This window comes from Helicobacter bilis (assembly GCF_900198365.1).
GTDB lineage: Bacteria > Campylobacterota > Campylobacteria > Campylobacterales > Helicobacteraceae > Helicobacter_A > Helicobacter_A bilis_B.
In genome coordinates this window covers 127,865-153,377 of the sequence record NZ_FZMS01000009.1, presented here as the reverse complement: position 1 = coordinate 153,377, position 25,513 = coordinate 127,865, and the positions used below count along the sequence as shown (strand labels likewise).

At 35.7% G+C, this 25,513-nt stretch carries 23 protein-coding genes; 12 read left to right on the top strand and 11 right to left on the bottom strand.

Annotated features, from left to right (window positions below):
• Positions 1-68: 68 nt before the first annotated feature.
• The 10 genes from C6H08_RS02095 to clpP all read left to right on the top strand — a co-directional run bounded on the left by C6H08_RS02095 (position 69) and on the right by clpP (position 9,612).
• Positions 69-614: a DUF507 family protein gene (locus C6H08_RS02095; RefSeq protein WP_004086899.1), complete on the top strand. Its 546-nt coding sequence runs from the start codon at positions 69-71 to the stop codon at positions 612-614.
• Positions 615-617: 3 nt separating this feature from the next.
• Entirely contained in the window at positions 618-1,763 is a 1,146-nt protein-coding gene (carA, locus tag C6H08_RS02090) for a glutamine-hydrolyzing carbamoyl-phosphate synthase small subunit (RefSeq protein ID WP_034565605.1), read from the top strand.
• A 169-nt stretch (positions 1,764-1,932) separates the two neighbouring features.
• Positions 1,933-2,778 (top strand): aminotransferase class IV, encoded by an 846-nt coding sequence (locus C6H08_RS02085; protein WP_034565606.1) that lies wholly within the window; start codon positions 1,933-1,935, stop codon positions 2,776-2,778.
• An 84-nt stretch (positions 2,779-2,862) separates the two neighbouring features.
• Positions 2,863-3,528 (top strand): glycerol-3-phosphate 1-O-acyltransferase PlsY, encoded by a 666-nt coding sequence (plsY, locus tag C6H08_RS02080; RefSeq protein ID WP_034565608.1) that lies wholly within the window; start codon positions 2,863-2,865, stop codon positions 3,526-3,528.
• A 94-nt stretch (positions 3,529-3,622) separates the two neighbouring features.
• The gene (locus C6H08_RS02075; protein ID WP_034565609.1) at positions 3,623-4,813 is read left to right on the top strand and encodes an MFS transporter; all 1,191 of its coding nucleotides are present in this window, start codon (positions 3,623-3,625) and stop codon (positions 4,811-4,813) included.
• Between the two features lie 100 nt (positions 4,814-4,913).
• Positions 4,914-5,201, top strand: coding sequence for an SEL1-like repeat protein (locus tag C6H08_RS02070; protein ID WP_034565610.1), 288 nt, complete (start codon positions 4,914-4,916; stop codon positions 5,199-5,201).
• A 231-nt stretch (positions 5,202-5,432) separates the two neighbouring features.
• Positions 5,433-6,764, top strand: coding sequence for a 3-phosphoshikimate 1-carboxyvinyltransferase (gene aroA, locus C6H08_RS02065; protein ID WP_034578978.1), 1,332 nt, complete (start codon positions 5,433-5,435; stop codon positions 6,762-6,764).
• A gap of 8 nt (positions 6,765-6,772) precedes the next feature.
• On the top strand, positions 6,773-7,252 hold the full coding sequence (locus C6H08_RS02060; RefSeq protein WP_233708439.1) for a hypothetical protein: 480 nt from the start codon (positions 6,773-6,775) through the stop codon (positions 7,250-7,252).
• 409 nt (positions 7,253-7,661) lie between these two features.
• Entirely contained in the window at positions 7,662-8,954 is a 1,293-nt protein-coding gene (gene hemL, locus C6H08_RS02055) for a glutamate-1-semialdehyde 2,1-aminomutase (protein ID WP_034578975.1), read from the top strand.
• Positions 8,955-9,021: 67 nt separating this feature from the next.
• Positions 9,022-9,612, top strand: a complete 591-nt coding sequence (gene clpP / locus C6H08_RS02050) for an ATP-dependent Clp endopeptidase proteolytic subunit ClpP (RefSeq protein ID WP_004088873.1) — start codon at positions 9,022-9,024, stop codon at positions 9,610-9,612.
• A gap of 295 nt (positions 9,613-9,907) precedes the next feature.
• Here the strand turns inward: clpP and C6H08_RS02045 are convergent, their stop codons facing one another.
• The 11 genes from C6H08_RS02045 to folD all read right to left on the bottom strand — a co-directional run bounded on the left by C6H08_RS02045 (position 9,908) and on the right by folD (position 23,017).
• Complete coding sequence (locus C6H08_RS02045; RefSeq protein WP_034565985.1) at positions 9,908-13,372, bottom strand: DEAD/DEAH box helicase; 3,465 nt, start codon at positions 13,370-13,372, stop codon at positions 9,908-9,910.
• A 257-nt stretch (positions 13,373-13,629) separates the two neighbouring features.
• Positions 13,630-14,496: a class I SAM-dependent methyltransferase gene (locus tag C6H08_RS02040; protein ID WP_233708438.1), complete on the bottom strand. Its 867-nt coding sequence runs from the start codon at positions 14,494-14,496 to the stop codon at positions 13,630-13,632.
• A gap of 173 nt (positions 14,497-14,669) precedes the next feature.
• A complete protein-coding gene (dapB, locus tag C6H08_RS02035; protein WP_104686082.1) occupies positions 14,670-15,431 on the bottom strand; it encodes a 4-hydroxy-tetrahydrodipicolinate reductase in 762 nt (253 codons plus the stop codon).
• A 43-nt stretch (positions 15,432-15,474) separates the two neighbouring features.
• Positions 15,475-16,422, bottom strand: a complete 948-nt coding sequence (gene trxB, locus C6H08_RS02030; RefSeq protein ID WP_034580207.1) for a thioredoxin-disulfide reductase — start codon at positions 16,420-16,422, stop codon at positions 15,475-15,477.
• 24 nt (positions 16,423-16,446) lie between these two features.
• Positions 16,447-16,764: a thioredoxin gene (gene trxA / locus C6H08_RS02025; protein WP_034580208.1), complete on the bottom strand. Its 318-nt coding sequence runs from the start codon at positions 16,762-16,764 to the stop codon at positions 16,447-16,449.
• Between the two features lie 165 nt (positions 16,765-16,929).
• Positions 16,930-17,760 carry a shikimate dehydrogenase gene (locus C6H08_RS02020; RefSeq protein WP_034580209.1) on the bottom strand — a complete coding sequence of 277 codons (831 nt, stop codon included), beginning with the start codon at positions 17,758-17,760 and terminating at the stop codon, positions 16,930-16,932.
• Between the two features lie 267 nt (positions 17,761-18,027).
• Positions 18,028-19,077: an N-acetyl-gamma-glutamyl-phosphate reductase gene (gene argC, locus C6H08_RS02015; RefSeq protein WP_034580210.1), complete on the bottom strand. Its 1,050-nt coding sequence runs from the start codon at positions 19,075-19,077 to the stop codon at positions 18,028-18,030.
• A complete protein-coding gene (locus tag C6H08_RS02010; protein ID WP_233708437.1) occupies positions 19,074-20,132 on the bottom strand; it encodes an AI-2E family transporter in 1,059 nt (352 codons plus the stop codon). Before C6H08_RS02010 ends, argC begins: the two co-directional genes overlap by 4 nt.
• Positions 20,133-20,186: 54 nt before the next feature.
• The gene (locus C6H08_RS02005) at positions 20,187-21,536 is read right to left on the bottom strand and encodes a ComEC/Rec2 family competence protein (protein ID WP_052100041.1); all 1,350 of its coding nucleotides are present in this window, start codon (positions 21,534-21,536) and stop codon (positions 20,187-20,189) included.
• Between the two features lie 152 nt (positions 21,537-21,688).
• Positions 21,689-22,084: a hypothetical protein gene (locus tag C6H08_RS02000; protein ID WP_034565330.1), complete on the bottom strand. Its 396-nt coding sequence runs from the start codon at positions 22,082-22,084 to the stop codon at positions 21,689-21,691.
• A gap of 69 nt (positions 22,085-22,153) precedes the next feature.
• A complete protein-coding gene (gene folD, locus C6H08_RS01995; protein ID WP_034565332.1) occupies positions 22,154-23,017 on the bottom strand; it encodes a bifunctional methylenetetrahydrofolate dehydrogenase/methenyltetrahydrofolate cyclohydrolase FolD in 864 nt (287 codons plus the stop codon).
• A gap of 132 nt (positions 23,018-23,149) precedes the next feature.
• Here folD and guaB point away from each other — a divergent pair, with 132 nt between their 5' ends.
• Positions 23,150-24,595: an IMP dehydrogenase gene (gene guaB, locus C6H08_RS01990; protein ID WP_034565336.1), complete on the top strand. Its 1,446-nt coding sequence runs from the start codon at positions 23,150-23,152 to the stop codon at positions 24,593-24,595.
• 409 nt (positions 24,596-25,004) lie between these two features.
• On the top strand, positions 25,005-25,493 hold the full coding sequence (gene fabZ / locus C6H08_RS01985) for a 3-hydroxyacyl-ACP dehydratase FabZ (RefSeq protein WP_034580211.1): 489 nt from the start codon (positions 25,005-25,007) through the stop codon (positions 25,491-25,493).
• Positions 25,494-25,513 lie beyond the last annotated feature (20 nt).

Sequence of the window (25,513 nt, the reverse complement as noted above, 5' to 3'; positions counted from 1 at the left end):
TTTATGTTATAATAAGCATCTTTATTTTAATAAAAACATAATGCAAATGGTTCTAAATAGGGGAAATCATGAAACTAAAACCGCAACACGCACAATTCTTAGCAGAACGCATTATCCTTGAGTTAAGTCGCTCAAATCTAGTCCAAATCAATGCTGCTTTACCAAATCTTAATCGCCTTACCACAACACTCATAAAAGAAGATATGCAGCAAGAATACGCCATCGAATCTAAAGCAAGGGAATTGCTAGAAGCACACCAAGACACAATCGAAGAAGATGAGGTGAATGAAAAGCAGCTATTTGCAATGATAAAAAAGCAGCTTGCAAAAGAAAAGGGTTTTCTACTTTCATATAAAGAGCGTTACAGCCAGTTAGCCCATGATATTCTAGACGCACTTTTTGAAGAAAGCTATATTGATTTTAATGTCCCAGAAAATGTTGTGAAAAACTTTGTTATAGAATCTATTGATTCCTATTTTGACTTCCACGAGCATGCTTATGATAATGCAGTCGAAAAAATCAAAAATTATAAACGAAAGTTAATTCCGGGCAGTGAAGAGTATGAGTTGATTTTTGCAAAACTCTATGAAGAAGAACTCAATAAAAGGGCTTAAGCGATGAAACTACATGATATATGGCTCTATTTTGCGAATGGGCTTTTATTACAAGCAAAAGGCTTTGGCAAGGAAGGCACAGCCATTGGTGAAGCAGTCTTTAATACCTCTATGATAGGCTATCAAGAGATTATTAGTGATCCAAGCTATGCGGGGCAGTTTATTGTTTTTTGTATGCCAGAGATTGGCATTGTCGGGTGTAATCCGCAGGATATGGAGAGTAGAAAGCCCTTTGCAAAAGGTGTGCTTATTAGAAACCTAAGCAGCATTAGCTCGAATTTTCGCTCTACGCAGGATTTGCAGTCATTTTTCATTGAGAATAATCTTATAGGGATTTGTAATGTCGATACGCGGGGCATTGTGAAAATGTTGCGTAATAATGGGGCTATGATGATGATCGCATCAAGTGAATTAAAAGATAGAGAATCTTTGCAGAAAGCCTTATTATCGGCTAAAAGGATAGAAGAGATAAATTATGTCGCAGAAGTTAGCACAGAAAAATCCTATATACATGATGAAAGCACTTTTGATTTTGCTAACTTTTCATATCCAAAAATTGATATTAACGATAAGACAAAGAAAAAAATTATAGCCATCGATTATGGTATAAAGCGAAATATCCTAAATGAACTTAGCCAAGTAGGACTAATCGTAGAAGTCGTGCCGCATACCTTTGATGCAAAAACTTTAATAGAGAGATACAAGCAAAAAGAGATTAGCGGTATTTTTTTAAGTAATGGTCCGGGAGATCCTGTGTTATTGCAAGACCAGATTGAAAAGATCAAACTATTTATTAAAGAAAAGATTCCAATCTTTGGAATCTGTCTAGGACATCAGCTTTTAAGTAACGCGCATGGATATACTACCTATAAGCTTAAGTTTGGACAGCATGGTGGCAACCACCCGGTGAAAAACATGCAGACAAACACACTTGAAATCACCGCACAAAATCACAACTACAATGTGCCAGAATCTATAATGGAAGTCGCTACTATCACACATAGAAATCTATTTGATAATACGATTGAAGGGGTTTGTTATAAAGATTCACCAATCTTTTCAGTCCAGCACCACCCAGAATCAAGTCCGGGACCACGCGAAGCAAGTAAGCTTTTTGCTGAATTTAGGGATTTGGTGGCTAGAGTGTAGATTTATTAGAATCCCGAGTGCTATTTCACATTTTCTATGACTTTAAAAAAATGAGAGTTTCACAAGTCTTACACGCACACAACAATATGAATCCATATCACCTCTCTTTTAAACCTTTTTAAATAAGATTCTAGAAAATTATAGATCTCATCACTAGGAACAAAACATTATGGATTTTTCTTTGATTGAAACAATACTACTACACAAAGATTCTGTATTTCTTTTGTATTCTCATTTATATAGGCTTTATAGTAGTGCAAAAGCATTGGGCTTTAACTATACAGCCATAGAATCTGCTTTGAAACACTTAGACATAAATACACCACATACCCATAAAGATTTAAACATATTAGAATCTTTAGAGATTTTAGCCAAATCTAGTTTGCCAAACAGAGACATGCAATATCATATTATGAGATTAGAATCTCTTAGTTATTACACTCAACACAATAAAACCACGCCAGATTCTACACTTTATAACGATAATACAAATGCCATTCTGTATTTATGGGATTCTATACATACGCTACAAGAGTTACTGCAAATAGGAAATAATGATTTTATCGCAAACGACTTCTCACTTTGCCGCCTACTCTTAACAAAAGAAGGGAATCTTACATGTAGCATTCAAGCATTACAACCCATAAACAATACTAAAGTAAGATTAGCCACACTTGATACTATAACGCCACTAAGCTATCATAAGACTACAAAAAGAGAGCATTTCAAAGACGCTACGATAAGCATTGCTAAAAATGAATGCTTTGATTATATCTACATAGATAGGGATAGCAAGATACTTGAAGGCTCAAGAAGCAATATTATAATTGCTAAAAATGGTAAATATTACACACCACCACAAAGTTTAGGAATCCTTGCTGGGACACTGCGTAATACTCTTATAAAATGTGGTATATGCACTGAAAAGATTCTATATAAAAAGGATTTATATGAAGCAAGTGAGATTTATTGTATCAATTCCATTCGGGGTATTATCCCTGTAAATCTTGCATAATTTACACGCCATTGACGCACAAAGCGATGAAATCTACAAAAATAGGCTATAATCCTTAGCTAGATTCTACATAAAGGCATTTTAATGGATACAAATCCAAATATTTTATTATATATATGTGCTTATCTCATCGGTAGCATTCCTTTTGGTGCATTGCTAGTAAAGATTTTTGCAAAGCAAAATATTTTAGAAATAGGCTCAAAAAGCACAGGGGCTACAAATGTATATCGTGCGTTTGCTGCGATCTCTCCGCAAAAAGCAAAGTTTTTCTCACTGCTTACCTTATTGCTTGATGCGTTTAAAGGGCTGTTTGTCGTGCTTATCGCAAAGCTTATGGGTTTAAGCTTTGAGACACAATATGCCATTGCTATTCTTGCGATACTAGGGCATTGTTATAGTCCATTTTTGGGCTTTAATGGTGGAAAAGGTGTCGCCACTGCTATCGGTAGCGTTTTGCTTTTAATTCCAGTTGAGGGGGTTTGTGGGCTTATTGTATGGGGGATTGTTGGTAAGGTGTTTAAAATCTCTTCGCTTTCATCATTACTTGGGGTCTTAAGCGGTATTGTTTTAACCTTTGTTATACCAAATATATTTAGTCTGCCAGAATCTATTAATATCAACGCACAAATTGGCACACATGTCCCGGTTGTCTTAATTGGAATTATCATTATAAATACACATTGGGAGAATATCAAGCGTTTAGTATTAAAGCAAGAGCAGCAATTTACAGATAGCACCAAAGCTGCATAGTATTATGTGCTTTAACCATGCTTAGATTCTAAATACAAGGTATTACAAATAGCCATCTCAATATAGCTTAAAGATTTAAGGATTTGGAGTTTATATGCCAGAGATTCCACAAAATAGACTTGAACAGAAATTATACACCATTACACATCGTCCAACTTTTATGTTTGCCCTCTTTTCAAGCACATCTATGACGGTGCTTGGTGGGACTATTATTGCTACTTCAATACCTGCTATTGAGAATCACTTCGCATATATTCCACATATTGAGACACTTTCAAAACTTGTGCTTACTTTACCTGCTTTGTTTATCATGCTATTTTCACCTTTAAGTGGGGTTTTAATCGATAAGTTTGGCAGGTTAAAATTCCTTATTGCTTCTATGTTTTTATGGAGTGTGAGCGGTGTCATTGGTGCGTTTTGGGATAATATCTATTGGATTTTATTTACAAGGGCGCTTTTTGGCATTTCAACCGCATTTGTTATGACAGCTGCAAGTGCTTTAGTGGCAGATTATTATGTAGGGGAAGAGCGGCAAAAAGCCCTTGGATTGCAGGGCTTTGCTACTGCTTGTGGGAGTGCATTATTTATGTCGCTTGGTGGGATTTTAGCCCATTTTGACTGGCATTATCCATTCTATGTGTATGGACTTGGAATCTTTTTAATGCTTTTTGTTTCTACCACACTTTTTGAGCCTCGCCCTCTTAAAAAAGTCGCACATGTAGAGACTTCTAGCAAGGAATTTAAGATTATATCTATTCTACCTTGTTATTTCTTTGGCTTTGTTATTATGATTGCTTACTATACTTCGCCAACGCAGATTCCCTATCTCATCACACAGAATCTAGGACATAGTGAAATGCTTGTGGGATTTTGTATCTCTGCATCTGCCTTTGCCTATGGCACCTCATCGCTTTTTTATCCACGCATACGCAACTTTTTGTCTGTTAAAGGGATTTATATCGTTGGATTCTTATGTATGGGGAGTGGATTTTTACTCATTTATCTTTTACATAATATTTATGCGGTGGTGTTTGGGCTACTTTTAGTTGGCATTGGTGGCGGAGCAATCATTGTTAATAACTCTTCGTTTTTACTTTCAATCGTCCCAAAGGAACACATTGGCAAAGCCATTGGAATCTTGAGTGCTACGGCTTGTTTTGGTCAGTTTGTATCGCCATTTTTCTCACAGCCTATCGTGCAGCGTTATGGTATTATAGATTTATTTCTCTATGTTGCATTGTTATTATATGCTATGTCGATGTTATCTCTTATAAAGCCAAAATAAAAAGATTCTATAAAATATTATGTAAAACTTGTAAAAAAAAAGTAAAAAATGTGAAATTTTACATTACAATTCATACTTATTTTATTGTAAAGGATTTGATATGCGTAAATTTATCTGTGTTATGGCAATGTTGGGATTTTGTGCTACTTCTATGTTTGCAGCAACTCTTGATGAGGCAAATAAGGCATATAATGATGGCGACTATGCAAAGGCTATAGAATCATATAAAAAGCTATGTGATGAAAAAGAGGCAAAGGCATGTTCTAGTCTAGGCTATATGTATCGCAATGCAAAAGGCGTGAGTGAGAATACAACACTAGTCCAAGAGTATTACAAGAAAGCATGTGATTTAGGTGATAAAGAAGCTTGCACAAATGCAAACTGGTAATCTGTAATAATTTGATTATGTTGTAGTTTGTATAGAATCTTTCAAGCATTTTACACTAAGCCTACTCTTTAACTACAAATCTTCACTAAGCCCTATTGTTTAGTGTTGTCTATTAGCTTATTATAAAGGCAAGATGATTTATATAATGTGTTTAGAATCTATTGTCTCTATGCTAAGCTATACTATACTATTTTCACTTATACAAAATTGTAGGTCTTATCAAGGAATATTATGGATCTAGAAATTTCGCCAATACAGCAAGAAATACGAGCAGACTTAGATATTTTAGCAAGTGATAAATCCCTATCGCATCGTGTTTGCATGTTTAGTCTCTTTGCAGATTCTACATGCAGAGTAAAGCACTTTTTACGCGCAGAAGATACGCAAAGAAGCCTTACTATCGCACAGAATCTAGGACTTAAAGCAAAATTTGAAAAAAATGGGGACTTGCTACTCACCCCACCAAAAAAGGGGCTACAAACCCCAAATGATATTTTATATTGTGGTAATTCTGGGACTTCTATGCGACTTTTCACAGGTTTATTAGCAGGGGCAAATCTCTATGCGGTGCTATGTGGAGACATATATTTACATGCTCGTCCAATGGGGAGAATCCTTAAGCCACTTCGCTCAATCGGGGCAAATATTACTTCACGCATAATTAAGACTAAAGATGGCGTAAAAGAAGTCGCCCCACTCTGTGTTATCCCAAGCAAAAACAAATTGCAAGGATTCACATATCACTCACAAATCGCTTCAGCTCAAGTAAAAAGCGCATTGATACTAGCCGCATTACAAGGCAGTGAAAAGTCAGTATTTAGTGAATGTGAGTTAAGTAGAGATCATACAGAAAATATGCTATATGCCCTGCAGAAAAATCCCTATTTACAACAAAAAGATGATAAATTACATATCACGCCCTTTGGTGCTTTTGATATGAAAAATAAGCCGCTAAAAGCCTTTGATGTATCAATCCCAAATGATCCTTCATCAGCATTTTTCTTTGCTGTGCTTGCGTGCATTATGCCAGAGACTTCAATCACTCTAAGGCGTGTAATGATAAATAAAACGCGTATTGAAGCATTTAAGATTCTAGAAAAAATGGGTGCAAAAATACGCTATGAAAACGAGAAAAATGACTATGAAAAAATAGCAGATATTACAATCTCTAGCACAGAACTAAAGGCAGTGGATATTACAGAAAATATCGCATGGTTAATTGATGAGATACCCGCCCTAAGCATTGCTTGTAGTGTCGCAAAAGGGACTTCAAGGATACGCAACGCCGCAGAATTACGCGTAAAAGAGAGTGATAGAATCTCTGTTGTCGCACAAGGCTTAAAAAGCTTTGGGATACAATGTGTAGAATATGATGATGGCTTTGATATTATAGGCGGCACACTTCAAAAAGGCGTGGTAGATTCTAAAGGTGATCATCGCATTGCCATGAGTTTTGCTATCGCTGCTTGTACGTGCGGCGGTAAGATACTAGATACTGAATGTATCCAAACTTCTTTTCCAAACTTTCTAGACTTACTTTCATACTTTGCTAAGATACAATAAGATACAACATGTCTAAAACATGCCCCATAAATCTTATGCCTTTAAGCCTAGATTCAATACATAATGCAGTAATACTTGCCCAGACAGATACCACCATAGGACTATTATCAAAAGATTCTAGAATCATTAATCAAAAAAAGGGTGCAAATCTCAACAAACCGCTTTTAAAGGAGATAGCAAAGCTAGATTCTATCCCACATCGCACACCCACTTCTATGCGAAATATGATAAGAAGGGCTAAAAAAACTTCATTTATACTGCCAAATGGAAGTAGCTTTAGAGTGGTAAAAGATACTTTACACAATGATTTTCTACAAGGCTTTAAATGGCTATATTCATCATCAGCAAACCCCACAAATGGTGATTTTTCCATGGAGTTTGCAGAGAGTGTAAGTGATATTATCGTGCTTGATAAACGCGGGATTTTTGCTACAAAAAGCAGTGTGATTCTAAAAATAGGGCATAATAGGATAAAAAAGATTCGATAACACATAAAATATTAATATCTTTTATACAAAACAATAATAAATCGTTGCATTAACGAAACATGTTTAACCTAATCCTGATAAAACATTTGCTTTTGTGTCGGAATATCATAATCCTTGAAAATCATTGATAATACACCACAAGGACTTGAGTTTATTATCTATTAATTACTGCGTATTTGTAAACATAGAACCCAATTTATTATCATCTTGGGTAGGCAAGATATCTAATTTTTCAACATCTCTTAGTGTTTAAATATTATGCAAATCATGTTAATGATTAAAAAATATTAGATTTTTGTTATAATCACACTTGTATATGTGTGAAGTGTTTGGATTAAAGGCTGATTTAAGATGGGCATTCTAATAAACAAGATTCACACAAGTGGTAAGATAATATAAGGATAAAGATATGCAAACGATTTTACATAGTATCAATGCGTTTAATGAGGCAAAGCAGGTTATACCCGGCGGGGTGAATTCCCCTGTGCGTGCGTTTGGCAGTGTGGGTGGCACACCGCGATTTATTAAGGAAGGAAAAGGGGCATATATCATTGATGAGGATAATAACCGCTATATTGACTTTGTGCAAAGCTATGGACCGCTTATCTTAGGACATAGTGATAGTTTCGTGGTAAAAGCCGTGCAAGAAGCGGTAGCAAAGGGCTTAAGCTATGGCGCACCAACGGAGCTAGAGACAAATCTAGCGAAAGAAATCATAAGTGTATGTGAGGGTGTGGAGAAAATCCGCTTTGTAAATAGCGGAACAGAGGCTACTATGAGTGCCTTGCGACTTGCCAGGGCATTTAGCGGGAGAGATGATATTATCAAGTTTGAGGGCTGCTATCATGGGCATAGTGATAGTCTTTTGGTAAAAAGTGGGAGTGGGCTTGCAACCTTTGGCGAGACTAGCTCAAAAGGCGTTATACAAGATATTGCAAAACATACGCTTGTAGCAAAATATAATGATTTAGATTCTGTAAAAGAGTGCATAAAGTTAAGTGGCAATGTAGGCTGCATTATCATAGAGCCTATTGCTGGTAATATGGGACTTGTGCCCTCGACGAAGGAATTTTTACAAGGTTTGCGAGATCTTTGTGATAAAGAGAATATTGTGCTAATCATTGATGAAGTGATGAGTGGATTTCGGGCAAGTTTGCAAGGGTCTTATGCGTTTTATGGCGTGAGGGGAGATTTAAGCACTTATGGTAAGGTTATAGGTGGTGGTATGCCACTTGCTGCATTTGGCGGTAGGGCTGATATTATGGATATGCTTTCACCCATTGGCGGCGTGTATCAAGCGGGCACACTAAGTGGGAATCCAATCGCTGTTAGTGCTGGACTTGCTACACTAGCCATCATTAAACAAGATAAAGGGCTTTATGAGAGATTAGAATCTCTAGCAAATAGATTGGCAAAAGGCTTAGAATCTGCTGCAAAAAAATATGATATTGCCCTGCAAACTTGTGTTAGAGGCAGTATGATGGGCTTCTTTTTCGCAGAAAATGAAGTGATAGATTGGGATAGTGCGGCAAAATCTGATACAGAGTTTTATGCAAGATTCCATGCAAAAATGCTTGAAAAAGGTGTAAATTTTGCACCATCTCAATTTGAAACAAGCTTTATGTGTAAGCCTTTTAATGAAGCAATTATCGATGAAGTGATTGAAAAAGCAAATGAGAGTTTTAAAGAGCTAAAAGCTTAATTGTTTGATTTAGTGTGTTTTTAACTATAATAACGACTTTATTTAGAATCTAAAGAGAGGTAAAGATATGAATTACATTCCTTATGTTATTGAAAAGACAGGTAGGGGAGAGAGAAGCTATGATATTTATTCTCGTTTATTAAAAGATAGAATCATTATGTTAAGCGGTGAAATTGATGATTCTGTATCAAGCTCGATTGTAGCCCAGCTGCTTTTTTTAGAGGCAGAAGATCCGCAAAAAGATGTGTTTTTGTATATTAACTCACCCGGTGGTAGCGTTACAAGTGGATTTAGCATTTATGATACGATGAACTATATCAAGCCAGATATTTGCACTATATGCGTTGGACAGGCAGCATCTATGGGTGCATTTCTGTTAAGCTGTGGCACAAAAGGCAAACGCTACGCCCTGCCACACGCAAGGATTATGATACACCAGCCTTTGGGTGGGGCTAGAGGACAGGCAACAGATATTGAGATACAGGCAAAAGAGATTCTAAGACTAAAAACTATCATTAATGATATTCTAGCCGCAAACACAGGTCAAAGTGTGAAAAAAATCACACAAGATTGTGAAAGAGATTTTTATATGAGTGCAGATGAAGCACAAAAATATGGCTTAATTGATAGCGTTATGACCCGCTCTAGTAAGAGTTAATGTAAGATCAAAATATAAAAGTTTATTGTAAAAAAGTATGGAATCTTACAACAAGAATGACTCGCGAAGAAGTAAATAGCGTGTAATCTTGCTTGATACATAAGGGTTTAAATCTTAGAGTATTTATTTTAAAATGTGTGTTTTAGTCTTGCGGTAAATGAATTTTGCAACTATTTGCTTTACAATGTTTGCTAGATTAGATTCTATATTTTACTTACCAATTCTAACTGAAAGCTATTTAGAATCTCTGAAGCATTGGGGATAATTTTACAATCCATTATATATTACAATCACTCTATTTCTTCAACATTCCTATAAGTTCTTTTAGTTTTGTTTTAATCGTATTTAAAATATCATCATCATCTTTTGTTGGGGATTGAAGTGTGATTCTTGTATCATCATGTCCTATAAGACTTATATTATATCCTGCGTTGCTAATGGCTTTAATGCCAAGCTGCAAAGCGAGTGTTTTAATAATAATAATCTCTAAAAACTGCAAACTATATATATCAAGCTTGCCAAATCTCTGCTCTATTTCGCCCTCAATCTCACGCACTTCAAATTCACTTTTAACCTGTGATAAACGCCGATATAAATCAAGTCGCATACGCTCACTTGAGACTAAACTCTCCTTTAAAAACGCAGAAACTGATAGCTTAATATCTACCTTTTGTTCTTGCTGCTCGTTTTGCAAAAGGCTTTGCAAGGTATCTTCTAGCATACGCACATACATACCAAAGCCTACTTGCTTAATATGTCCGCTTTGTGCCTCGCCAAGCAAGTTCCCACCGCCTCTAATCTCTAAGTCATGATATGCAAGGGCTGCCCCACTTCCAAGATATGAGTTTTTCTCTAAAGAGAGTAGCCTTTTTGCTGCATCTTGCGTGATATTCTCGCTTGTTAAAAGATAGCAAAAGCCAACATGCTTGCCCCTGCCTACCCTGCCTCTTAATTGATGCAAGTCTGCTATGCCAAAATTATGTGCATCATCGATTATAATCGTATTTGCATTTGGGAGATGAATGCCAGATTCTACAATGGAGGTGCAAAGCAGTAAATCATACTCTTTTTTTAAGAACGCAAGCATACCTTTTTCTGTGTCCTTTGGATTTATTTGAGAATGCAATACTAAGATTCTAAGCTGTGGTAATAAATCATGCAAATAGCTTTGTATTGTGCTAATCTTTGCTATGTTATTAAAGATATAAAAGATTTGTCCCCCTCTTCTTAACTCTCGCAAAATCACTTCTTTTATGAGAGAATCTTGCTTTACTTTTACAAAAGTTTTACTCTCTTGTTTAAAAAATGGTGGTGTTTTTAGCTCACTGATTGATTTTAGTTTAGAATAAGCCATGTTAAGTGTGCGAGGGATTGGGGTTGCAGACATGGATAGAATATGTGTTGTAAGGCTTTTTTGCTTTAAAAGCTCTTTTTGTTTTACGCCAAATTTATGCTCTTCATCAATCACCATTAGCCCAAGATTCTCTATCTCAAGGTTAAAAAGTGAATGTGTACCGATTATAATCTGTATATTATCTTTAAAATTTTCTTGTATAGCCCTTTTTTGTGCTCCGGTTGTGAATCTATCTATTTTTGTAATGTATAGAATCTTACCATTAGGCAATTTTGTATTATGCAGTCTTTCTTTAAAGCTTTCAAAATGCTGATTGCAAAGCAAGGTTGTAGGCACTAGCACAATGCTATTAAAATCATTCAATGCACTAGCAAAGCAAAGACTCATAGCAACCTCTGTTTTACCAAAGCCTACATCGCCATTTAACAATCTATCCATAATCATGCCACTTTTTAAATCTTTAAGACTCTCTTGTATCGCATGGGTTTGGTCTTGTGTGAGTGTAAAGCCCCTGCTAGATTCAAAAGCATTAAATGCGGTGATTTGGTCTGGTGTCTCAAGCTCTATTTTTACGCCTTTAGCTAAAGTTCTTTGCGCTTGTAATCTAATAATTTCATTAGCAATAGCAAATAGCTTTTCTTTGATAGAATCTTTTAGTCTCAAAAAGCTTGATTTCCCAAGCTTATCTATCCTTACCACTGAATCATAAGCACTATACTGCTCTATCATATTGAGATTTTCAACAGGCAAAAGCAGTCTATCATCATTAGCATAAATAATGCTTATGAAGTCTTTCAAGCCGCCCATAATGCTTACTTGCTTTATAGCTTCAAAGATTCCAATGCCATATTCACTATGCACGACATAAGCGCCAACTTTTAGTGCGTCTAGCTCTAGTCTTACCTTTCTTTTACGCACGATTTGTGGTTTTTGTAGGCTTAAAAATAGCTTTTCATTAGAAGTGATATTAAGATAAAAGGGGGTGATTATTTGCTTTGTTTTTATAGATAAAGATTCTAGATTATAGCTTTTTAGCATAGCGTTTGTGGGACTAAGGATTGTTATATCTTTATTGCTATTTAGCTTTAGTGTATTATGTATTTGTGATAGCTTTAGTGGCTCAAGGTCTCTAAAATTTATAGAATCTTTTAAAACATAAAACTCTGTGTTAGTTTGTGGCAATACTTCTGGCATGACAAACTCAAGGTTTAAAAGATACTCGCTTAATGCCTTTGGTGTAAAAACATGGCTATAAGTTTTCAAAAAATCAAGTCCGCCAATGTCCTTTAAAAACCAGAATCCAAGTGAGTTTATACTACACTCTAGCGTATTATCTAACTCTTTTATACGAGATTCTAAGAGTGTGTGCTGGGATTCATCGAGACTAAAGATAGCGGGGTATATCTTTAGATTCTCTATCATTTCATTTTGACTTAATTGTGTCTCATGATTGAAAAAATTAATCTCTTCAATCTCTGTGTCAAAGAGGCTTATTCTTACTGGAAATTCAAAGCTAGGGATAAAAATATCAATTATGTCTCCGCGATGTGAAAACTCGCCCTGCATCTCAACAATTTCTACATGCTCATAGCCATAATGAATGAGTGTGGCTATAAAATCTTTCACAACGATATTTTCATTTTTCTGCACACAGAAGCTGTGTAATAACTCTTTGCTTGGCATGAATGCCATGAGTGTATGTGGTGGGCTTATTAGAATCTGTTTGCAATCATTCTCATACCATAGGGCAAGCTTTGCAAAAAGTTCATGAAACTCTTCATAAAAACTTTGTGTGCTATCAAATGGGCTAAGTCTAATATCTGGCAATACAATTGGCAGTGCGCTTTCTTTTACTTCCTTTTTTGTTTTTTGCATGGAAGCTAGATTGAAGATAGCACAAAGGGCTTCTTTTGCTAATAGAATCTCTTCGCTAGAACAAATTAAAATTTGTGGTGTATTTTTATTTTTCGTGTGATTTGTGAGAGTTTGATTGAGAGATGAAGTCTTTACATGAGTTAGGATTTCTGTTAAATGTTTTGGAGACTTACTAGATTCTAGATTCTCTACCAAATCTGGGTGGGTGCAGGGTTTAGGGTGCGTTATTTTAGAATCTAGAATCTTGCCATTTTGAGACAAAGTCGAAATATCTTTTTTAGAATCTTTTGTAGATTCTAGATTTTTAGATACTTCGCCTAAAGACTCAGTATGACAAATATTAGAATCTTTTGAAAGATTAAGTAGCAATTGGATATAGCTATTATCTTTGTTTGTGTGATTTGTGCTTATAGCCGATTTGATTTGTGTTTGCAAAATATCACAAGCGATTAAATCTTGCAAACTGCATTGTATATACTCGGGGGCTTCTTTTATAAAAGTCTCATAAATAGCACTTTGAATCTTAAACATATAATAACCAAATAAGTGATATAAAAAGTTTGAATTATACTGAAAAAATGAGAATTTATCTATGTTAAAATTGCATACAACACATAGCACAAAAGCAATACTCAACATGTATTTACAAAATAAATTTTAACTCTATAAATATTTTGAAATCATTCATAAAATCATACAAATTTGCTTTTTATGTCTTTAACTTTTTATGATAAGTAATGTTACTGCTTTTAGGGTTAAAAAATATTAAATTATTATTTTAACCCACATTAAATTATACTTCTCCCCACTACAAGCAGTGAGCCACCAAATGGGGCGCTAAGATTTTGTGGGAGATAGTGCTGAATCTTATTTTCTAGCCGACAGATTCCTAGTAATGCTTTATTGATAAGTGCGGGCGGTGGCGTATCGCGTAATTCTTCTTTGTGAGATTCCGCCACAGATTCTGTGTTTGTGCTAGATTTTTCGCTAGATTCTGTATGAGAATCTAATGTGTTATTTTGCTGACTTGCTTGAGATTTTGCAATATGAGAATCTTGCGTTGGATATGGTGCAGAATGCAGCAATGCCCTAACCCAAAGTAATGGCGTAATAGAAATGAAAAAATACTTCGCACATACAATGTCAAAGCCACTTTGCTGCATAATAGCGACAAGCTCATTTTTAGTATATCGTCGCTTATGATGCACGCTCACATCGTGGGCATTCCACAGCCATTTATGTGCTGGGACACTTAAGGCTAAAAGGCTTTTTGTATTATTTTTTAGCATACTTTTCATATTTTTTAACGCTACTAAATCATCATCAATGTGTTCTAACACATCAAAGGCAAAAATGCAGTCAAACTCATCTGCAAAAGGCACATCAAGTAAATCCATACAATACAAGTCTTTTATACCATAGGTTTTAGCGTATTCTAAGCCTTGCGGGTGGATTTCACCTAATGCAATATTATTAAAACCTTGCGATAAAAAATGCCTTGTAACACTCCCTGTCCCAGCACCCAAATCTAGAATCTTTGTGCTTTTGCCATTATCTTGCGGATATAAAGAGGCTAAAATACGGCTTATCTCTTGATAGATAAACTCTCGCCTTGCAATATGCCAAAAATGCTTATTTTCAGCTAGATATAGCATATCCATACCTTCACTTGGGAAGTGAAAGTTTGCATTAGATTCTGTATTTAAGCTAGATTTAGAAGTATCGCTAATGTCTGTGTCTAGTGTGCTTGATATAATGGGGGGGGGGGGGTAAAGTATGTGATACCATTTATAGTATGAGAATCTTTTATCTGCATAATCACTCCGTATTAAAACTCAAAAATATCTTGCATACTATAAAGCCCATTTTGCTGCTTCGCAAGCCAAAGGGCTGCATACAAAGCACCTTTTGCAAAGGTAGCCCTTGAAGTTGCATTATGCGTTAGCTCGATATACTCACCATCAGCATAGAATCCAACGACATGCCGACCGACAACATCGCCACCACGAAGACTTAGCACACCGATTTCATCTTTATTACGCAATGCTATGCCTTCCCTACCAAACTTAAGGGCGTTTTCATCTAGGTTTCTAGCACTTGCTGCAGTTTGCGCGAGAGTTAGAGCTGTGCCTGATGGCGCGTCCTTTTTATAGCGATGATGAATTTCTGTGATTTCAATATCATAGTTGCGAAGTTGTGCGCTAAGCAGAGCAACAAGCTTATTTAGCATAGCCACACCCTCACTCATATTTGTCGCATATAGAATAGGCATAGCTTTGCTACATTCATTTAAAAGCTCAATGTGCGATGGTTGCAAACCCGTTGTGCCGATCACAAGTGGTGTGGGGTGTGTCTTTGCATACTCTAGCAGATTCTTAGTTGCCTCTGCGCTTGAAAAATCAATGACGGCTTGACTTGATTCTAAAAAATCAGCCATACTGTTTGTAACAAGCGTATTTGATGGAATGTTATATTGCAATTCATTCCGCACATACACACTTGCTAGACTAGCTTTTTTAGATTCTAGAATCTCATCAATTAATAATTTACCTACTCTACCTGTTGCCCCAAAAATACCAATTTCTAGCATAGCCTACCTTTTTAATATTTTTGCCTTTTAATATTTTGTGCTTTTAATGTTTTTGCTCTAAATATGCAATAGCTTCAAGTGCAGCTTGTGCGCCATCTCCAGCAGCACATACAACCTGCTTTGGTGCATCTATGCGTATATCACCTGCGGCAAATAGACCTGCCACATTTGTGTGCATTTTTAGATCCACTATCACAGAACCATAAGAATCCACTTCGCAAAGAAATGAGCCATCTCTCTGTTGTAATATTTGATTATTCACTTCATAGCCAACAAACTCAAATATGACCGGCACTTCTAGTCTTTCTTCTTTGTTTGTATTAAGATTCCTAATCGTTAGACCGCTTACACCATTTTCATCGCCACAAATTTCTGTAACGACATAGGGGGTTAGGAAATTTATTAACTCATTGCTTTTTGCATGTTGGACCGTTACTGGTGCGGCTCTAAAGCCATCTCTTCTATGGATAAGATGCACTTTTGAAGCAAACTTTGTAAGATATATCGCTTCTTCTAATGCGGTATCTCCACCACCAAGCACAGCAACTTCTCGTTTCTTATAAAAAAACGCATCGCAAGTAGCACATGTGCTAACGCCCTTACCCCAAAACTCTTGCTCGCCTTTAATATTTGACTTTTTGGGGCGACCACCTGTTGTGATAATCACACTTCTTGCTTCCTGTGTCTCTTCACCTTTACCTTGATTATGGATAATATGAAAAATATCGCCATGCTTTTCAACGCGTATGACTTCCGACATCGCATGTTTCAAACCGAAACGAAAGCATTGCTCCTGCCATGGCTCCATAAAGTCAAGCCCCGACTTTATCTCTCTCACACCCGGATAGTTTTCAATCTCACTGCTACCCGTAATCTGTCCGCCCGGCATTCCCTTTTCATATAGCACCACATCTTTTATACCACCTCGTGTGGCATACAGACCTGCGGATAGTCCCGCAGGACCGCCACCAATGATTGCTAAATCTATCATGGAATCTTCCTGTATGTTACGATATTACAACAAAGCGTTAAGTTTATCCGCAAGGACTGCCTTTGTAGTAGCACCAATGACTTGATCTACTATCTCGCCATTTTTCATAAATATAATGGTTGGAATGCTGCGGATTCCAAATTGTGCGCTCAACGCTTCCTCTTCATCTGTATTGACTTTACAAATATTTGCACGACCAGCAAAATCTGCTGCTAATTCATCAATAACTGGTGCTAACATACGGCATGGACCACACCAAGGCGCCCAAAAATCCACAAGAGAAATGCCATTTTGTGTTACTTCTGAAAAATTACTTTGATTTAACTCAATATATTGTCCCATAATATGCTCCTTAAATTAACATAAATTACAACCGCATGCTTACTCAAAATAAAGCGGTGCTACATTGTAGCGTTTTAATATAAATATTGTATATTTCATGGATATTTATTTTTATCTCTCTTAGTCCTATCAATATAAAAAGTAAAGATTTTCATTTAGGCTCTATTATAAACTCACTTTCAAGGCTTCCGCCATAAGCTTTGCTATATACATAAATTGCATGTCCTGTATCTCCATATCATGAAAATACATTAGGGCAAGAGCACCTTGATACACAAGCATTGCTTTACCATCTAGGGCTTGTGTATAACGCTTTGCTAAAGCACAAAATGGCGTATCATTAGCTTGATACATTAAATCATAGGCAAGTTTGCTTTGCTGTAATAAGGGAATTAGAATCTCTTCTTGCATGGGCAACACACCCTTCACACTAGCACTTGTTGCATTCACTATAATATCATAGCACTCTGTCTTGCCCCCTAAATCAGCAAAACTTAGAGCTTCGCCAAATTGGCTAAAATATGCGAGTTTCTCTGTGCTGCGATTAGCGATTGTAAGCTTGATATGATTTTTAGATAAAATGGTTGCGATACTTCTTGCACTGCCACCTGCACCAAGCAATAAAACATGCTTTGGATTATGACTTTTTATCGCATAATAAAACCCTTCTGCATCAGTATTATATCCTATTAATTTATTGTCTTTACGCACAATTGTATTGACTGCACAAATCTCATTTGCAATACCTTGAATGCTATCTAATGCCCTAAAACATGTCTCTTTAAAAGGCAGAGTAACATTCACACCTGCTAAATCACTCGATAGAATAAAATCAGCCAAATCGCTAGAATCTATATCTTGTGGAAGACAAAAGCGCGTATAAAATGAGTTTAGCCCTAACTTTTGCAATGCATAATTATGCATAAGTGGTGATAATGAATGCTTGATGGGATTACCAATGACGGCTAGAAGTTTTAGTTGTTGTGTGTTTTGCATGAAAGATTCCTTAGCTAAAACATTAAAACAAAATATTTTTATAAAATTAAACATTAAAATATTACACAAGAAATTGAAAAATATCAACACACTATTTTATTGAAGATACATCGATAATTAGCATATTGAGCCTAATTTTACTGAAACATATTTTAGCTTACACATTCTTAAAAATAATCAAAACTATAATACAAAGAGTTTCTTATGTAGTTTTGCATTATTAAATCCTTCAATCATTACAAGAATAATTAAATCACACCAAAAAATCTATGGAAACAAAGGTAATTGCCCCAAAGCTTTATGTTCTGTAAATCCAAAGCGGATATTAAGATTCTGTATGGCTTGTCCTGCTGCACCTTTTACAAGATTATCAAGAGCTCCCATCATGATTAATCGCTTATTTCGTTTATCAAGACATACACTCACATCGACAAAATTACTCCCTTTAACCCAACGCGTTTGCGGTGCTACGCCATATTCTAGCACTCTAATAAAATAGCTATTGGCATAGAAATTTGTAAGAATCTCTTGTATCTCTTTCTCTGTAATGCTCTCATATTTACTCTCTAATTGTGCGTAAGCAGTGATTAAAATGCCGCGATTCATAGGGATTAAATGCGGTGTGAAGCTAAGCGTGATTTCACTATTTGAAATGATAGATAAATTCTCTTCAATTTCTGCTGTATGTCTGTGGTTTATCAGTCCATAGGCTTTCACATTTTCATGCACTTCACAAAAGAGATTATCTAGCTTTGTGCTACGACCAGCCCCTGATACCCCACTTTTTGCATCGATTATAATGCTTTTTTTATCAATGATTCCATGCTTTAAAAATGGAGCAATACATAATGTGCTACAAGTAGGATAGCAGCCCGGATTTGCTATGAGATTTGCTTCTTTAATGCTATCTCTATAAAGCTCACTTAGCCCATATACAGAATCTTGTAGTAAAGAAATATTTGGGTGAGTGAAGTTATAATACTCTTCATATTTCTTAGCATTTTTCAAGCGAAAGTCTGCGGATAAGTCAATAATTACACATTTTTTTAGCATATCTTTTGTGAGTATTTTTGCTAAAAAATCATGCGGGGTTGCCGCTAGAATGCAGTCATTTTCTTCACACACAGATTCTAAGTTCTTATTATCCATGATAGAATCAAAGTGTTTATAAAAATGCCCTAAGCTTTTATCTATCCTTTGTCCAGATTGTGTATTTGCCCCAAAATAATTAAGCTTTACTTCATCATGTGCGTTTAAGATTCTAAGAATCTCTGCGCCGCCATAGCCACTTGTCCCAAGAACTGCAACTTTTATCATATCATTTCCTTATTTTTATCTACAAATTCATGCTCATACACACGCAATAAAGCGATGAAAAGCGCTGTAATCGCAGGTCCAATGATAATACCCCAAAAGCCAAACGCCCCAATACCCGCTAAAATCGCAAAGAATATCACAAACTCATTAATCTGTAAAGGTGTGCGTAAAATGCGTTTATTCACAATGCCTATAAGCCATGGCTTTACAATATTATCGATTATAAAGCCGATAAATACCGCACTATAAAGCCCAACAATTACCGCACCTTTAATATCGCCCTGATATACAAGTATAGCACATATTGGCAGCCATACAATCACCCCGCCAACAATTGGAATCATAGAGCAGATTCCATACAAAATACCAAGCAAAACTCCATCAAAACCAAAAAAATACGCAATAATCCCAAATGCAGTCCCCTGCATAACAACATTAAAAAAAGTAGAGAGAAATACAAGCCGCAAAGTCCCGCTAACTTCCATTGCCACTTCATTAATCTGTGCTTCTTCAAATGGCAATATGCGTTTCATATACACATAAAGTCGCTCTCCAAAGTAAAAAAATACAAATAAAAATACAATAATAACAAAGCCATCGATAATAAATTTTAAGCCATTCTCTCCCACTATGCTAGATATTTTTAAAACAACACCAGATATTTTGCCAAATGAGATTTCATTCAGTAATGAAGGTAAATAATCTTGTATAAAAGGTAGTTTTTCAGCAAGATTCTGTAAAGCTAGTTTTGATTGGTCAAACATACTTTGCAAAGTAGTCCAATTAATCATTTTTACGCCCAAGAATGCACGATAACACACAAATAATACAGGTATAAATACCAATCCTATCATAAGCAAAAGTGCGAATAGAGATGCTAAGAGTGCATTTTTTACATAGTTTTGCAACCAATGTTTTAACCAAATCGTAGCAACACAAAGCAAAAATGCAATCAATATATTAAATAAATAAGCTTGATACAGCATAAGTGTCGCCACACATACACCACCAAACAATAAACCAAAAACTATTTTGCTTTGCATTTTTTGTCTCATATCTTAGAATCTAAAGCTGACATTATAGCTTAGATACATATAAGATAAAACAATCTAGCTAAAAAACAATACTAAATTTATCACATAAAATATAGACGCACAAATAAGACTTGCAACATACGCCCATAAAAATCGCATAGCAAATAGACATAACAAAAGATAAAAGAGCAAAAACCATAAAGGTGTATAAAGCATGGATGAAGAAAATTCGTGTGATATAACCCATAAAATTACAGAATCAAATATATCTCCGAAGCCAAAAATATGTGCGATGATAACAAATGGAAAGAGCAAAACAAAAAGAATGCTAAGTGGTATTGAGATGATTTGATAAGGTGAGAATTGCGGGAAAAAGTAATGCGTGATAGGAATCATTTGCAAAAAAATAATGCAATTAAATAGCACAACGCCAAATACAAACTTTTTTAGCCCCTTATAGTTTGCACTCATACTAGCAAAATGCCGCATAAATAAAAAGATACAAAATACCCCAGCCACAGAGAGCAAAAAGCCAATGTGAAATAAAAGGCTAACATTCCATGCAAGTCCAAATAAAACGCATAAGAAAAGATTCAAAAAAATTGTAACTTGCAATCCAAAAAAGAGTATCATATACGCAAAACATGCCATAATAAATGCCCGTAAGAAACTTGGCTGAAAGTCAATCAATACAAGATAAAAGAATACAAAAATAAGCCCCAACAAACCTAAATCATACACCGCATTACGATAGCAAAAATAGCGATGAAATATAAAATAGATAGGGCAAATAAGAGCATAAAATATAAAGCTTAAGATAGCAAGATGAAAGCCGCTAATAGCAATCAAATGGGCTAATCCAAAGACAATAGCCCCCTGCCTTAAAGGCTTTTCAAGATTGTCTGCAAAAAATAGGGTATTATATAGATTTGCTGCTAGTTTATCTTCATGTTGAGCGTTAATAAAATGTCGCAAAAACTGCTTTTTATCAACGCTTGGGAGAAGTGATAGGCTTGAGTTATAGATATTACAACTACGCAAAAATTGCAAAAAACTGCATTTATAAATCTTGCCATACACAAGAGCCTTTTTACCTGCTATTTGCTTAAACTTCCCCTTATATGTCGCATAGAATATATTGCCTTGTGAATCTTGTAGCTTAAATCTCTCGCTATTTTCCTTTTTTGTGTAGTGCAAAAGTATTGTTGCCTCAAAGACATGCCCTTGCTTTAGGGCTAGAAAAGTTTGATATTTTGTAAAAAGATTGTAGGAACAAAGCACAAGCAATATGAAAATAAGGATAATGTAGTGCTTTAATGGAATCTCTATGGCAAAAAAGTTTGTCTTATTCTGTCTTGTGTTTATAAAATAGATTTGTCGCAACTTGTGCTGGATTGTTTGTGAGATGGTTTGTAAAGACTTCATTGCTTTATCCTGTTTGGATTCCAATTAATTGAGATTCTAAATCATAATAGAAGTATAGAATCCATATCTCTCAAATAGTGTTGCTAAATCTACTTTCATAAAGAATACTTAAGAAAGACTTTAAAGTGTTAATTTTAAAACAAAAAACAAAACTACTTTCTAATCTTAGCTAACTTTGCTTGATAGTCATTATCACTAATTCTTTTAACTTTCTCTTTTGTTGATGGTTTAGGGTAGCGTCTAATATAAAGCATATAGAATCCATCTAAATCCATTGATAGTTCATAAGAATGCTTTGTCTGTAAATCATAGAAAGTATAGCCGATAAGATTCTTAGAGAGTGAGCCAACTATTGGCTCTCCGCCTTCAATGACAATGGATTTTCCATTGCTTTTACTTGTTTGATTATAGGTAACACTCGTGCAAGTTGTGCTTTGCTCTGGACACCTTGAGCTAATCCAAATCAAATAGCTATCACTCTCAAATGCAGCCCCACCATAAGAAAATACCATACTCACGCATAATGCAAATAACATTTTAAAACGCATATAAACCTCCAGAATCTAAAGCCTTTTTCTTAAGCATAAAATATACCTTTTAACATTACCCGATTGATATTATCGTTTAGGTCGCTTTTTTGCGCTCTCTAGTGTATTTTGCAGTAAAGATGCAATAGTCATAGGTCCTACACCGCCCGGCACAGGTGTGATATAGGAGCAATGTGAGATAAGATTCTCTAAATCTACATCGCCTACAATCTTTCCATTCTCTAAGCGATTGATACCTATATCTACTACGATAGCCCCCTCTTTTACCATGTCTTTTGTAATGAGATTTGGCTTACCAACACCAACGCATACAATATCCGCATTTTTTGTATAAAAACTCAAATCTTTTGTGAGAATATGACACACACTAATTGTTGCCCCTGCATTCAGCATTAAGGCTGAAAGTGGCTTACCCACGATGTTACTAGCACCCACAATACACACATCTTTACCTTTAATATCAATATTATAATGCCTAAGTAATGTCATAACACCAAGCGGTGTAGCAGGCACAAAGCCCTTTAAGCCGCTATGCAATTTACCACTATTTTGTGTATGGAATCCATCTACATCTTTATGTGGTGCGATCATATCAAGAATCTCTGAGGCATTAATATGTCCTGGTAATGGCAGCTGAACTAAGATTCCATCGATTTGATCATTTTTATTTAGGCTATCAATTGTTTGAAGCAGGTCTTGCTCACTTGTGTTTGTAGGCATTTCATAAAGAATAGAGGTAATGCCAACCCTTTTACATGCCTTTGCCTTCATTGTAACATAGGTTTGACTAGCACTATCATTGCCTACTAGAATCACGGCAAGACTTGGGACAATGCCTTTTATTGCTAGCTCTTTTGTTTCCTTTATAATGTCTTCTTCAATCTTACTTGCAAGCTTTTTGCCATCCATTAAAACCCCATCTGCTAAAACCATAGATTTCCTTAAGTGTAAAATAAAGCAAGATTCTAGCACATTTTCATTTGATTTAAAAAAATGAAAAACTAATCATTATTTTTTATAAAGTAAAATATTTGCATTCATTCCACATTACAAGAGAGGCACATTATGAATCTAATCACAAAGGCATTGACATTTGAAGATATTCTACTCATTCCCGCATATTCTGAAGTGATACCAAAAGAGGTAAGCACACAATCCATGCTTACACGCAATATAAGTCTTAACATTCCTTTTGTAAGTGCTGCGATGGACACCGTTACAGAGCATAAAAGTGCCATTGCTATGGCAAGGCTTGGTGGTATAGGTATCATACATAAAAACATGGATATAGAATCTCAAGTCAAAGAAATCCGCAAGGTAAAAAAGAGTGAAAGCGGCATCATTAATGACCCTGTGTTTATCACTGCTGACAAGACTTTAAATGATGCCGAACTTATTATGCAAACTTATAGTATCTCTGGTGTGCCTGTGGTAGATTCTAATAAATGTCTTATTGGAATCTTAACAAATAGAGACACTCGCTTTGAAACAGATTTTAATAAATTTGTAGGCGAAGTAATGACAAAATCCCCTCTTATTACCGCACATGTAGGCATTAGCCTTGAGAAAGCAAAGGACATTATGCATAAAAATCGCATTGAAAAATTACCGCTTGTTGATGAAAATAATGTGCTTCATGGCTTAATTACTATCAAAGACATTCAAAAATGTATTGAATATCCAAATGCAAATAAAGATTCTCTAGGTAGATTAAGAGTTGGGGCTGCTGTCGGTGTGAATCAGATTGATAGGGCTAGTGCGTTGGTTGAAGCTGGAGTTGATGTTTTGGTGCTTGACTCCGCTCATGGACACTCTAAAAATGTGATTAATACGCTAAAAGAGATTAAATCAAAGCTTGATGTTGATGTGATAGTTGGCAATGTCGTTACAGGTGAAGCGACTAAAGATTTAATCCTAGCAGGGGCTGATGCAATAAAGGTTGGTATAGGACCGGGTAGCATTTGCACCACAAGGATTGTAGCAGGTGTTGGTATGCCTCAAGTATCAGCCATTGATGGTTGTGCTAGAGTGGCAAAAGAATATCAGATTCCAATCATTGCAGATGGTGGGATTAAATATAGTGGCGATGTAGCAAAAGCCCTAGCAGTTGGTGCATCAAGCGTTATGATAGGCTCACTGCTTGCAGGCACAGAAGAAAGTCCGGGTGATTTAGTCATCTTTCAAGGACGACAATATAAAAGCTATCGTGGTATGGGAAGCATTGGGGCAATGCAAAGGGGCAGCAGCGATAGATATTTTCAAGAAGGCACAGCACAAGAAAAGCTTGTGCCAGAAGGGATTGAAGGCAGAGTGCCTTATCGTGGTAAAATCGCTAGTGTATTGCATCAGCTTGTTGGTGGATTGCGTTCATGTATGGGCTATCTTGGTGCAAAAGATATTCCTACTCTATGGGAGAATGCACGCATTGTTGAGATTACTTCAGCAGGTTTAAGAGAAAGCCATGTGCATGATGTAGTGATTACTAAAGAAGCTCCAAATTATCATGGATAAAATCATTGTTTTGAGAGTATGAAAGAAGTATTTAAATGTGGGGAGTTTATATTTGATTGCTTTGTTTGTTGTGATTTGATTTAATATCCATGTGCTATTTATAAAATCACTTTATTATATTTATGATTATTTTGTATTTTCTCTACAAGAAACATGTGATACAATATAGAATCTACAAGGCAAGCTTTTTATTTTGCTTACAAGTTTTTGGTGTATATAGACTTTCATTAAGTCATATTTAGCGAAAATAACAAAAGGATAGAATCTAAAAGTTTTACAATATTTAAAAGTTTTATTCCATTTTGTATAAAACACATTGTTTTTCGCTTATATAGCATAGAAAAATAATCAATTTAAAAATATTTTGTGTTACAATTAGCCAAAAATTTTCACTTTTTAGGGTTGCCACATGGATAATGAAAACCAACTACAAATTTATGAGAATCTAAATATCGACAAAATCATGCAAGTTTTACCGCATCGCTACCCCATGTTGCTTGTAGATAGGGTGCTTTCTCTTAATCCACATAAAGAGATTAGAGCCTATAAAAATGTAACAATTAATGAGGAAGTATTTTTGGGACATTTTCCAAAAGAGCCAATATATCCGGGCGTTATGATTATTGAGGGAATGGCACAAGCTGGTGGAATCTTAGCTTTTGTTAGCACTTGGGGGCTTGACTTTGACACGAGTAAAGATAAGATTGTGTATTTTATGACAATTGATAATGTGAAATTTCGTGTGCCTGTGCGACCCGGAGATCGCTTGACCTATCATATGGAAGTGATGAAGCAAAGAAGTAATGTATGGCAGCTGCAAGGCAGGGCTTATGTTGACGATTCTCTTGTGAGTGAGGCGGAATTAAAGGCTATGGTAACAGATTCACATAATAAATAAGTTTAAGATTTTAAAAGGTT